Origin of the sequence: Nostoc sp. S13 (assembly GCF_029379315.1) — a bacterium.
Lineage (GTDB): Bacteria > Cyanobacteriota > Cyanobacteriia > Cyanobacteriales > Nostocaceae > Nostoc.
In genome coordinates this window covers 15,903-28,216 of the sequence record NZ_JAQYWQ010000097.1, presented here as the reverse complement: position 1 = coordinate 28,216, position 12,314 = coordinate 15,903, and the positions used below count along the sequence as shown (strand labels likewise).

Genomic DNA, 12,314 nt, shown 5'->3' with positions numbered 1-12,314 from the left:
ATTGGGCATTGGGCATTGGGCATTGGGCATTGGGCATTGGGCATTGGGCATTGGGGGGAATGAGAGAGATCGGGGAGAGTTAAAACTGAAAGTTTCATGCTCAGAGGTTCAACGTTCATGCTCAAAGGTTCAACGTTCATGCTCAGAGGTTCAACGTTTATGCTCAAAGGTTCAACGTTTATGCTCAAAGGTTCAACGTTCAAGCTCAGAGGTTCAACGTTCAAGCTCAGAGGTTCAACGTTCAAGCTCAAAGGTTCAACGTTCAAGCTCAAAGGTTCAACGTTCATGCTCAAAGGTTCAACGTTCATGCTCAAAGGTTCAACGTTCATGCTCAGAGGTTCAACGATTCGCACAATTCCCCTATGCCCAATGCCCCATGCCCCATGCCCCATGCCCAATGCCCAATGCCCAATGCCCAATGCCCAATGCCCTAAACTTAATTTAAAAAGCCTGAATCCATTCTTTGACAGAATATTCAGTCCAGATGCCATTTTTCCAGTAGGGGTCATTTTCAATTAACTGGCGCACAGTGGCTTCGTCTTCGGCTTCGTAAATCCCAAAAACTTTTGTAACATCTTTGGTGGGGCCAATAGTAATCAGCACACCGGATTCTTTCTGTTTTGCTAATCCGTCTAAATGAGCTTGACGGTGGGGGGTACGTTTTTCGAGAACGTCTTCGCAGTAAGTTCCCCAGAGTACATATTTAGGCATAATTCCTTGTTACTCCTACTGATTAATAAGATATTGCTCTGCCAAAAGCTTGAGTCGATCTGCTTCTAAAATGAGATTGTCAATTGCTTCTTTGATTTCAAGGTATGGCTGACGAGAGAATTTCTTTTCTCTTTCAATTGCACGTTGAGTTTCTGCCCTCAACCTTCCAGCCCACTTGTGTTTCCCAAAAATATCTAAGCCAACTGATACAACGCTATCTGTACTATATTGACTTGCTTCCTGATTAATATTACGTATATTTGCATTAACCTCCTTTTTGATCGCTCTGAGTTGCTTTTGTAATAGAGAAATTTGCTTCACCTGTAGTTTGACTGATTTAGGACTATCAAGGGTGAGAGACATGTGTGATTGCGTCTGCTGAATTTGTTGAGTTATTTCCAGCGTGTTCATAATACGCCCCAATCTAGAGTTGAAATTTTTTGGCTAGTCTTTACAGAAGAAGATGAGGCAGAGCCTCAAGTAGAGTATTCCCAGGTTGAACCTGGGAACTAGACCAAAAAACTCCTGTACAGACGCGATTAATCGCGTCTGTACTCCTAACTTCTCAGGTTGACACCGAATTTTTCTACCAAAGCTTCACGAACTTTATTATGTACTGGTTCAACTTCTGCTTCAGTAAGAGTGCGATCGCTAGCCCGATAAATTAAGCGAAATGCTAAACTTCGCTGCCCTTGGGGGACATTTTCGCCACGATATTCATCAAATAATTCCACTGATTCGAGTAAATCTTTACCAGCTTTGGTAATTACTTTTTGAATTTCGGTAACTGAGACTTTTACAGGTGCAAAAAAGGCGATGTCGCGATCGCTAGCTGGATAGGTAGAATAAGGCCGGAATCTGGGAACGAGCATTTCATCTTGTTCTAGAGAATCTAAAAGCACATCTAGATCCAACTGGAAAACATAAACGGACTCTGGTAAGCCTTTTTCTCGTCGCAATTGCGGATGGAGTTGCCCAAAAATCCCCAGCCTGTTACCCTGAATCCACAGAGAAGCGGTGCGTCCTGGATGTAAGCGATCGTCGCGGCGATCGGGTTGAAATTCGATTTCCAAGCTAAGTTGCCGAAATACACTTTCTAAAATGCCTTTGGCTTCAAACCAGGTGATAGGTTGTTCGCGTCCATTTTTTGCCCATTTGCCAAGAGAGACATCGCCTCCCACAATCCCCGCAAGGGCTTCTGTTTCTTGCAAACCGTCTTCTTCTCGCCAGAAAATTTGCCCAATTTCAAAGCCGTTAAGGGCACCATTACCCTGCTCTAAATTGTATTGAAAGGCATCAATTAACCCAGATATCAAATCGGTTCTTAGCGCTGAATATTCGACAAATAAGGGGTTTGACAGTACTATGTTTCTTTCTTCGCCTGGTTTGACTAAAGAATAGTGGATTAATTCTGTCAACCCTTCAGCCCGCAAGAAAGCTCGTAACTTGCGAATCAGTTCTTGATCTAAAGGCAGATAGCCAGCTTCCGCTTTTTCTGGTAGAGTGTCGCAGAATTTGTTGTAGCCATAGAGACGGGCGATTTCTTCAATTAAATCAATTTCTCGCTCTAAGTCGCGATAACGATAGGGTGGCACAGAAACTGACCATGTGGGTTGACGGGTGCTATCTTCTCCTGGGACATTGCCTGAAGGAGTCAACTGACATCCTAATGCAGTCAGGATGCGCTCAACATCTTGTTCTTGGAGTTCACCTGTGTCCTCTTCTAATTCGATTGGCCCCAATATCTGATTAACTCGGTCTAAACGCAGGGCGATGGAACGACTCCAAGTAGACGCATCGGGGCGGGTGTCGGCAATTTCCTGCTGAACAAGAATTCCACTAGCCAATTCACTAATTAAGGATAAGGCGCGGCGATTAGCTACTTCCAACTCAGCCCGGTTAACTCCTCGTTCGTATCTGCCAGAAGCCTCACTTCTTAAGCCTGCACTCCGCGAAGAACGGCGAATTGCCACAGAATCAAATAAAGCTGCTTCTAAAACTAGGCTTTGAGTACCTTTATGAACTTCCGTTTCTTCGCCACCCATAACTCCCGCCAGTGCAACGGGTTTTTCGTTAGCGGTAATTAACAAATTTTGGGTTGATAGGGTGCGAGTTTGTCCATCCAAGGTTTTGAAGGATTCTCCATTATTGGCAAAGCGAACGCCGATGGTTAAATTTTCGCTACTTGCAACAGATTGTAGGCGATCGCAATCAAAGGCGTGCAGTGGTTGTCCCCATTCCAACAAAACGTAGTTAGTAATGTCCACCACATTACTTATGGGACGTACCCCAGCAGCCCGTAAACGCTGTTGTAACCATTCGGGAGATGGAGCAATTTTAACCTGTTCAATTACCGTACCAATGTATGCAGGACAAGCTTGGGTATCGGCAATTTTTAAAGCTAAATTTCCGGCACTTTTGGGAATAGAGACTTCACCAGGTTCAAGAATGCTCAACCTTCCACCAGTTAAAGCTGCTACTTCTCTAGCTACGCCTACCATACTGAGAGCATCAGCACGATTAGCAGTTGCCGTGAGGTCTAAAATTACATCATCTAGACCTAACAACGGACGCACATCACTACCCAATGGTAAATTTTTCTGGGTAAAAATATGAATTCCGTCTACATCAGTGGGCAAACCGAGTTCCTTTAAAGAACAAATCATGCCCTGAGAAGGGACACCACGCAATTTTGCAGGTTTAATTTTTAAATCGATGTTAGGTAAGTAAGTACCCGTAGTTGCTACCGGCACATAAAGATCTGCCTTCACATTGGCAGCGCCACAGACAATATTTAAAATTTCATCTGCACCGATATCCACTTGGCAAACACTCAATTTATCGGCGTTGGGATGGGGTTGACGCTCAAGCACTTTCCCAACAACCACGCCATTTGCCCAAGTGCGGCGGTCTTCAATCTCTTCAACCTCAAACCCCGCCATTGTCAGGGTTTCGGCTAATTCTTCTGGACTAAGTTTTATCTCTACTAGTTCGCGCAGCCAATTTAGAGAAATACGCATGGAATCTGCTTGTTTTAGGAATCGTCTTTTGCTCTCATTTTAGGGTGTTTACTAGCGATCGATGGCTACTCGTCCCGCAAGGCATACCCTTTCACATGAACAATCCTACTACGTTAGACTGGGAGAACAATATTGCTTTTTTGCTTTATCTTTACATTTTTTGCGATCGCCTCTCCAAACCTCTCCCCGAAAGGTCGATCGGCTTTGAAAACAGGCGTTAACTTGAGTATTTCTACGGTGATTATGTTAAAGTATCTGCGCCTATATTAGCAACATCTAAATTATATAAAAATACAATAATGACAATCCTATCAAATGAAAAACCAATTGTTCTTGTTTGTGCTGCTGATGATAATTACTCCATGCCTATAGCATCGGCTACCCGCTCAGTTATTGCCAATTTACAAACTGAACACAAGTTGGTTCTATATATTATTGATGGTGGAATTAGTAAACTCAACAAACACAGAATTATTAAAAACTTAAAATCTGAGGAAGTCAGTATCAATTGGCTCAAGCCCAGAAAAAAGCACTTCCAAAATGTACAAATTTCATCCACCATTACAATTGCTGCTTACTATCGGCTTTTAATTCCTCAACTGTTACCAAAGCAATTTGATAAGGCAATTTACATTGATAGCGATATAATCGTACAAGGAAATATAGAGGAATTATGGAATATTGATATTGGAGAATATTATCTCTTGGCAGTACAGGATATGGGATCGCCTTATGTATCTTCGCCAAGAGGACTCATGAATTATCAAGAGCTTGGCATTTCCCCAGAATCTAAATACTTTAATTCTGGGGTTCTAGTAATGAATCTCAAAAAATGGCGGGAAGATAAGATTTTTGAAAAAGTAATTGAGTATTTGACAATAAATAAACAGTATGTACGGTGGCATGATCAGGATGCTTTGAATGCTATTCTTGCAGGAAAATGGGGAGAACTTGAACCCGGATGGAATCAAATGCCATATTTGTTTCAATATTCATCTTGGCAAGATAGTCCATTTACAGAAGATGTATTCAATCAGCTAATTAATAATCCTGACATTATTCATTATTCAATTAGGGATAAGCCTTGGCACAATAGTTGTAAGCATCCTTACAAAGATTTATTTTTTCAATACCTTGATAATTCAATTTGGTCTAATTGGTATGCTGAACAAGCTATAAAAAAAGAAAGGCAAAGGCGGATGGCTTTTTTACACAATATTTATCATATGATGAAGCAGCAAATTAAATCACTGTTGAAAGCATAATAAAAAAATAAATCTGTCTTTGAATCAAAAAAAGTAAGTAAACCCAAGGGCAGTAAGGCTATAGCCAGGACGCTGCTAAAAAATTTCTCTAGTAAAAATTTCTAACTTGAGTGCAAGGTAAGTAGCGTAGACTAGCCCTTTCAAGGTGACTTATAAAAAGGATATCAAGGCGATATTATGACCAACAGGTGATAACTGCGGTGAGCCGCGCTAACGCCATAATTATTAAGGCGAAATTTTATCGAGAATATCTTAAGATTTCAGTTTAATGCCACTTGAAAAACTGGTACAAATGTTGTGCCAGTTTGTATTTGCTCCAATTGCTGTTGAGCTTGGCTTTTAGAGTCCAGTTACCAAACTGGTCTTACTATTGATACCAGTAAACTTACTAATCAATACAATCACTATTAACACCAATTCTCCAAAATAAAACTATAGACACAAGTCTGGAAAACCAGATAAAATCTGGCGTTTTTAATTACGAATTGGTATAAATCAGCCAGATTAAAGGTAGGAAATATGCAAACAGTTGGTACTCAAAAAGACAGTGCAGCTTGGATTATTCAAACTTGGGCAGCTTTTATACTTTCTATTTCTATGACCAGCTTCGGCATTGTAAATTTGCCTGTGGATGGCTGGATGAAAGGCTTTATGGGTATGGGTTTAGCTTTTTCTCTTGGCTCAACTTTTACTTTGGCAAAAACTACTAGAGACTTGCACGAAACTAGAAGATTAACCGCTAGGTTAGACGAGGCGAAAGTAGAAAAATTGCTTTCACAACACGATCCTCTGAATTTCAAATGAAGGTAGTCAGCCCTTACGGGTAATTCAAAATTAAGAATTATCAAAACAGAATTCAGGAGTCAGAATACAGAATGAATTCTATGCGACTGGCAGATAGCGCAGCGTAAAGCCTTCTCCTAACAAAGACGCTGCGCGAACGGCATAGCTTCGCTTAGAGTTCATCCTAGAGCGTCTAATGGTTAGGACAAGCCTGTTATAGATAGCTGTGACAGCCACTCTCTTAGGATTTGCGAATGTCCTAAGCTATCTGTCCACTGCTATAACTTCTGAATTCTTCTTCAACCCTGGATCAAAAATTAACTATATGACAAAAAACAAAAGGACTGGATATACCAGTCCCTTATTATATTGATTTAAGCTTTTTATCTTAATAACGGGATTTTTTGGTCTTTAACTTTTGCTTTTTACGCCGACGTTCGCTAGCAGCAACTGCATGTTCAACAGGATAACCCACTATAGGAATTACCTGATATTTGCGCTCTTCTTCTAACTTTTTCAGTTCAGTGTAATTAACCCAGTGAATGCAATCAACCGGACAAGTGTCAATTGCTTCTTGGATAATTTCCTCATTGTCTCCATCTTGGCGAACTACGCGCGATCGCCCATAATCTGGTTCAATGTAAAAGGTGTTACGCGCAACGTGAGCGCAATGCTTGCAACCAATACAGGTGATTTCGTCAACGTAAACACCATTTTGGCGCAGCATACCACCTAATTCCGGTTCTAAACCAGAACGATCTAGGGCATCCCGTAAAAAACCCCCTAATTCTGGTTCCAAACCGGAACGATTATCTTCTTGTTCTTCCGGCGACGGCAGAAAATCAGCCATTACGCACTCCAGCGTTGTACTACCAGGCGAATTGAACCATCTTCATTTTTCTGTTGTTCTGAGACTTGAAAACCAACACGAGCGGTTTCTTTCACAACAGTTTGATAAGCATAGCGCTGCGTTACCTGGCGCAAAAACCCGTCCACAGACAGGTCTTGCTGCCAATATTGCAAGTCAGCCACCAGTTCATATTCCTTGCCATTCCATCTAAAGCCGATGTCGTAGCCATTTTCCTGCTCAATACTAACTTCCGCAGGATGGGTTTGACCGCGATAGCCACGGACTTCGCGTGGCCCTGGTTTCCAGTCTACGCCCAATTCAGTTAAAGCATCCTTCAAAGAATCAAGGTTACGGATTTGAGTCTTAATTTGGCTAAAGTGTGACATGGTGGTTATGAATTAATAACACTAAACTACTGTGAAAACTTACCAATCGCTGTAAGTGGTGTGCGTATTCGCCACATTAGATTGCTGCACCTTAGCGGCGAAATATTCTGAGGTTGGCTCATGATTCAGTACTTGCCCCAGCTGTGCCTCTATTGCTGCTGTAACCTCAGCGCAAGAAGCACCCACAATGCCAGTGACTTTTTCTTGTACCCGACCGTCTGGATAGATTATGAACTCTAACGTCTCCATGCTCTTAGCCAACCACGATAAGTACGCTTGAATTGTACTGCCTTAGCAGAAGGCTATAAATATAGCCGTAGGAACATTTTTACTTAGATACAAACTTGCCATTTGTTAATTAATGTTCCATCTTTCAACATATATATCTCAAAATCTTTACAAAACTTATTAATTTTTTAAGGATATACATCAGTATTTAGTTAGTTTCTCTTAACCTCATCGATTAGTCAAGATAACAACTAAGGTTGCTAAGTAAGCTGCAAAAGTCCTAAACATAAGCATTAAAGGTAGTATAACCAGCAAAGCAATTCACAAAAAATATAAAATTTACTGAAAAACTTTATTATTCCCATTAGATTTACCTTGTTATATTAAGGTTTTCCAAATAGGTTGGATGCAGCGCAGTGCCAGCCTACAGCAAGATAGTGGGTATATGCGTAGGCATTGCATCAGGTCTTTGATATAGTGGCTTTACCTGGCATCGGGTGTAAAGGGATTTTTAGACTGCGATGTTCACGTTTGAGAGGACGGGGAACACATTCATCAAGCAGGATTCGCATAAGCAGTCAGCATTTCTTTTGCTAATTCTAGTGCTGCGTAGGCGTAGCCCGTCGTAGACATCGCCTGCTCACGGGTAACACTGGGAAAATGATCTAAAAACTCATTTAGCGAATCACCTGCTTCTAGATAATCAAGCAAAATCTTAATTGATACGCGAGTTCCAACAAAGACAGTAGTTCCCCTTAGTATATCGGGGTCACTGTGAACAATACGCGATGTTGGTACCATAACAACTCTAACCATTTATTTGTCAATATTTCGCTATGATCCTAACTCGGAATTACTACTACTGAAACCGTAGGCGGATCATCGTTGTAGATATGGCACGCTACTCTATATTTATTAAACTATCGCTCTGGACACTACAATAGGCGATCGCATTTAACACAGAAACTTTGCTTGAGATAAGTAACCATTGCGGTTGAAATCTCATAAGCATCCGGTGTATGCGATTGTTAGGCATATTATTCAGCAAACATTTCAGCCAAGGTATCTAAAACTGCTTTTTGTTGATCAGAATCAATCTGACCTAGCTTTTTGACTAATCGAGTTTTGTTAACTGTACGAATTTGATCCAGAACGATTTGCCCATCCTTGCTCTGAAACTGACAAGCAACACGAGTCGGATAAGACTGTCCTTTAGTTGTTAATTTGCGATAAAGACTCAATAACTTGTAGTAATCCTGCATACCACTGACTTGCCCTCTCAGGAGAAGTAACTTGAGACAACTGCAAAAATGCGCTGTCTGCTTCTGCTTCAGCTCCACTAGAGATTTCAATGCGGTATTTCATGAATCGGCTGGCAGGTTATATTTGCGACGCTGGTCGTCAGCAAAATCATCAAATGAACGGAATCTACCCGCTTCAAAGTCTTCTAATCCTTGCTGAATACCTTTAATAGCTGCTTCTGAGTCTTGCACTTCCCACTCTAAGACAGTCTCTAGCAATTGTGCCGCAACGAAACTAACATCTTGTCGTTGCTGTGCGGCTTTCTCGCGCAGTCCTGCCTCTAATTCTGGGCTAAGGGAAACAACGATCGCCATAATCGGATATTTTGCGGAAGGTTTATAGATATGATTTTATTTCAGAATATCTGATCAAGCTGCGTAGGCGTACCCCGTCGTAGACATCGCCTTTGCTAAACTAACTAATCACCAACGAAGACTTTCTAGTAAAAAAACATCAGTCAGCCAAAAAACCCAGGATAATGAATCATAATTAACCTCTATACCTTTGAGCTATCAGCCATCAGCCATCAGCCACCAGTTACAAGCCGGAAGCTGAGATGCCGAATGCTAAAGGCTTTTGATTCAACTTAACTAATTGACTATGAATTCTAAAAAAGTCAACAATTCTCTAAATATTTCGCCAGCTATCCGCGTGGGAGTGCTAGGTTTCGGCGGACTCGGACAAGCCGCCGCTAAGGTACTTGCTGCTAAACAGGAAATGATTTTAGTCGCAGCAGCAGATCATAAAGGCTACGCTTACGCTCCTGATGGTTTAAATACTCAAGAATGCATCGCCACTTACCAGTCCCAAGATTCGCTAGGTCATTTAGAGCCAGTTGGTACATTAACAAATCAAAGTATTCAGGATGTAATTGAAATAGCTCAACCTGTGGATGGGTATTTTTTGGCTTTACCCAACCTACCAAATGATTTTATTCCCACTGTAGCCCAGCAGTTTATCAAATCTGGTTGGCGTGGAGTGCTAGTGGATGCGATTAAGCGCACCACTGCTGTAGAACAGTTACTGGCGATGAAAGAAGAACTGGAAGCAGCCGGGATTACTTACATGACAGGCTGTGGTGCAACACCGGGACTGTTAACAGCCGCCGCCGCATTAGCCGCCCAAAGCTACGCTGAAATTCATCAAGTCGAAATCACATTCGGGGTCGGAATTGCTAACTGGGAAGCTTACCGTGCCACCGTTCGGGAAGATATTGGCCATATGCCTGGTTACACAGTCGAAACTGCTAAGGCGATGACTGATGCGGAAGTAGAAGCACTACTAGATAAAACTAATGGTGTGCTTACCTTGACAAATATGGAACACGCTGATGATGTGATGCTAGAAGTAGCGGGAATAGTGGGGCGCGATCGCGTTACAGTTGGTGGTGTAGTCGATACCCGCAATTCCAAAAAGCCCCTCAGCACTAACGTTAAGGTAACAGGGCGTACCTTTGAAGGGAAGATTTCCACCCATACCTTTACTCTGGGAGATGAAACCAGTATGGCAGCCAATGTCTGCGGCCCTGCCTTTGGCTATCTCAAAGCTGGTAGACAATTGCACCAACGCGGTATTTATGGAATATTCACTGCTGCCGAAATTATGCCGCAGTTTGTCAGGTAATAGTTAGGAGTAGAGACGCGATTAATCGCGTCTCTACAGGAGTTAGAAGTTAAAAACCTAAACTTGAGACTTAAAAATCTCTGGCTTTGTTCAAAATTTGTGATTTTAAACTCTTAACTCCTAACTTTTTCTAAGCTGGTGGAATTTGTGGAGAGAAAATATCTGTGAAATTCTCCTCAAGCAGCGAATCTAGTGTTTGGATAATAAAAGGGAGTTCGGCTCCCACTAGTCCTCTTGGGATGCGTTCTAAAGTATCACTAAAAACGAGAAACAGAGGATATATGGTATTAGAACCCTCACTCAAAATATGACTGTGGCGAAGAGGCATCAACCACTCATAATCATTGTCTAGCCAAACTTGGGTTTGTCGCCAACGTCCTAACAAATCTGAAAAGTCTTCATGATCACGATGAATAAAGACTAAAATTTCGGCTTCAGTTTTAATTTTCCACTCTGGATCGCACATCAAAATGGCCACATCACAGGGTAAGCAAATTGTTTGTGGGGCTGTTGTAGCAGTGTTGCGAATCCTGACAATGGGCAAGGGTATAGTGATGACACTTTCATCTGGACGGCGCAGACTGGGAATCATCTCCAAGTATGGCCGATATTGCTTTAGTAAGGCGATCGCAGCTAGATGATTGCTGTACTCTGCCAAACTCGCTTCGTACTGAGATTTTTGTACAGTCATATTTTATTAAATAGTGAGTAGTTAGAAGTGATAAGTTAAGAATAAAATTTATAAGTTCTAAGTTAGAAATACAAGTTTCAACTCCTAACCCTTCTCTACGAGACGCTTCGCGTAGCTTGCTTCCCCATAGGGGTACGGCAGGCTCAGGGCATCGCTCCTAACTCCTAACTTTTAGTCACCTATCCCAACGTTTCAAATACTTTAAACATAGGCAGATACATGGCTAGCAAAATGGTTCCAACCATCCCCCCCAAAACTACAATCATCACCGGTTCCAAAATACTGGTCATTGCTTTTACTGCCTGCTCAACTTCATCTTCATAGAAATCGGCAACTTTCATCAACATTGCATCTAATTCTCCAGTTTCTTCTCCGATACTAATCATCTGAATTGCCATAGCCGGAAAAACGCTTTCACTTTGTTGTAAAGCAATGCTAATCATACCTCCTTGTTGAATCTCTAGGCGGGCTGCATCTATGGCATTGGCAATCACTTGGTTTCCTGATGTATCTCGGACAATTTCTAAGCAAGTTAAAATTGGCACACCTGAACGAGTCAAAGAACCAAAAGTTCTGCTAAAGCGGGCGACCGAAGATTTTTGAATTAAGTCGCCAAACAACGGTACTTTTAGCGAAAGACGATCAATTGTTAGGCGACCACCAGGAGTTTTACCGAATTGTCCATAGGCAATTTTCAGTCCGACAATAATAAAGAGAAGGATGACAGCCTTCGGACTTCTCAAAAATTTACTAGCATCCATCAAGAATTGCGTTAGAGGTGGTAATGTAATTCCAATTTGTTCAAAAATCGTGGCAAAAATGGGAATAAGAAAAATGGTCATACCGAGAAAAATAGCAACTGCTATAAAACCCACGACCACTGGATAAGACAATGCTGATTTAATTTGGTTTTGTAAGCGGGCAACATCTTCTAACAACTTGGCTAAACGATTCAATACTTCGTCTAGAACACCACCAACTTCGCCAGCTTGAATCATACTCACATATAATCCATCAAAGCAGTCAGGATGCTTCCGCATTGACTCGGAAAGATTCATTCCGCTTTGAACATCAACGCTAATCTCCACAAGAGCTTGTTTCAGTTTAGGGTTACTACACTGTTCAGAAAGTACCCCCAGACTTCTAACGATCGCAACTCCCGCATTCATCAAAACGGCAAATTGACGCGAAAAAACGGCTTTGTCTTTCACAGAAACCTTAACTAAAGAATTCTGGTATTTTTTTAAGTCAAAATTTAGCTGAAATCCTTGAGATTGTTTGAGTTCTTGGACTATAAAACCTTGATCTCTAAGATTAGTACGAGCTTGTACCAAGGATTCGGCAACAATTTTTTCTGTTCGGGATTTTCCTTGAGAATCGCGAACCCGGGCAACGTAGTTTGGCATAAATTAATTCAAAATGGACATTGGGCATTGGGCATTGGGCATTGGGTAT

The 12,314-nt window shown here is 41.6% G+C and carries 15 protein-coding genes; 3 read left to right on the top strand and 12 right to left on the bottom strand.

Annotated elements, in window-relative coordinates:
* From PUQ00_RS24515 to pheT, 4 genes are all read right to left on the bottom strand, one after another.
* Positions 1–491 (bottom strand): hypothetical protein (locus PUQ00_RS24515; protein WP_300421701.1); only part of this gene is annotated, 491 nt, incomplete at its 3' end.
* A complete protein-coding gene (locus PUQ00_RS24510) occupies positions 442–711 on the bottom strand; it encodes a YciI family protein (RefSeq protein ID WP_163928443.1) in 270 nt (89 codons plus the stop codon). The genes PUQ00_RS24515 and PUQ00_RS24510, both read right to left, overlap by 50 nt.
* 15 nt (positions 712–726) lie before the next feature.
* The gene (locus PUQ00_RS24505; RefSeq protein ID WP_300421698.1) at positions 727–1,122 is read right to left on the bottom strand and encodes a hypothetical protein; all 396 of its coding nucleotides are present in this window, start codon (positions 1,120–1,122) and stop codon (positions 727–729) included.
* A gap of 146 nt (positions 1,123–1,268) precedes the next feature.
* On the bottom strand, positions 1,269–3,731 hold the full coding sequence (pheT, locus tag PUQ00_RS24500) for a phenylalanine--tRNA ligase subunit beta (RefSeq protein WP_300421696.1): 2,463 nt from the start codon (positions 3,729–3,731) through the stop codon (positions 1,269–1,271).
* 299 nt (positions 3,732–4,030) lie between these two features.
* Here pheT and PUQ00_RS24495 point away from each other — a divergent pair, with 299 nt between their 5' ends.
* Positions 4,031–4,996: a glycosyltransferase family 8 protein gene (locus PUQ00_RS24495; RefSeq protein ID WP_300421695.1), complete on the top strand. Its 966-nt coding sequence runs from the start codon at positions 4,031–4,033 to the stop codon at positions 4,994–4,996.
* 519 nt (positions 4,997–5,515) lie between these two features.
* Positions 5,516–5,800, top strand: a complete 285-nt coding sequence (locus tag PUQ00_RS24490) for a YiaA/YiaB family inner membrane protein (protein ID WP_300421693.1) — start codon at positions 5,516–5,518, stop codon at positions 5,798–5,800.
* A gap of 367 nt (positions 5,801–6,167) precedes the next feature.
* On the opposite strand, the gene PUQ00_RS24485 is transcribed toward PUQ00_RS24490, so the two are convergent.
* The 6 genes from PUQ00_RS24485 to PUQ00_RS24460 form a co-directional block, all read right to left on the bottom strand.
* A complete protein-coding gene (locus tag PUQ00_RS24485) occupies positions 6,168–6,629 on the bottom strand; it encodes a ferredoxin (RefSeq protein WP_300421691.1) in 462 nt (153 codons plus the stop codon).
* Positions 6,629–7,015: a DUF1257 domain-containing protein gene (locus PUQ00_RS24480; RefSeq protein WP_012406942.1), complete on the bottom strand. Its 387-nt coding sequence runs from the start codon at positions 7,013–7,015 to the stop codon at positions 6,629–6,631. Before PUQ00_RS24480 ends, PUQ00_RS24485 begins: the two co-directional genes overlap by 1 nt.
* A 39-nt stretch (positions 7,016–7,054) precedes the next feature.
* Positions 7,055–7,264 (bottom strand): DUF2997 domain-containing protein, encoded by a 210-nt coding sequence (locus tag PUQ00_RS24475; protein WP_012406943.1) that lies wholly within the window; start codon positions 7,262–7,264, stop codon positions 7,055–7,057.
* A 534-nt stretch (positions 7,265–7,798) separates the two neighbouring features.
* The gene (locus PUQ00_RS24470) at positions 7,799–8,044 is read right to left on the bottom strand and encodes a DUF433 domain-containing protein (protein WP_300421687.1); all 246 of its coding nucleotides are present in this window, start codon (positions 8,042–8,044) and stop codon (positions 7,799–7,801) included.
* A gap of 236 nt (positions 8,045–8,280) precedes the next feature.
* A complete protein-coding gene (locus PUQ00_RS24465; protein ID WP_300421685.1) occupies positions 8,281–8,505 on the bottom strand; it encodes a type II toxin-antitoxin system PemK/MazF family toxin in 225 nt (74 codons plus the stop codon).
* A 99-nt stretch (positions 8,506–8,604) separates the two neighbouring features.
* Positions 8,605–8,859: a hypothetical protein gene (locus tag PUQ00_RS24460; protein ID WP_300421684.1), complete on the bottom strand. Its 255-nt coding sequence runs from the start codon at positions 8,857–8,859 to the stop codon at positions 8,605–8,607.
* A gap of 286 nt (positions 8,860–9,145) precedes the next feature.
* On the opposite strand from PUQ00_RS24460, the gene PUQ00_RS24455 reads away from it, so the two are divergent.
* Complete coding sequence (locus PUQ00_RS24455) at positions 9,146–10,168, top strand: saccharopine dehydrogenase-like oxidoreductase (protein WP_300421683.1); 1,023 nt, start codon at positions 9,146–9,148, stop codon at positions 10,166–10,168.
* Positions 10,169–10,298: 130 nt separating this feature from the next.
* Here the strand turns inward: PUQ00_RS24455 and PUQ00_RS24450 are convergent, their stop codons facing one another.
* On the bottom strand, positions 10,299–10,859 hold the full coding sequence (locus PUQ00_RS24450) for a hypothetical protein (protein ID WP_300421681.1): 561 nt from the start codon (positions 10,857–10,859) through the stop codon (positions 10,299–10,301).
* 179 nt (positions 10,860–11,038) lie between these two features.
* Complete coding sequence (locus PUQ00_RS24445) at positions 11,039–12,265, bottom strand: type II secretion system F family protein (protein ID WP_300421680.1); 1,227 nt, start codon at positions 12,263–12,265, stop codon at positions 11,039–11,041.
* Positions 12,266–12,314: the final 49 nt, after the last annotated feature.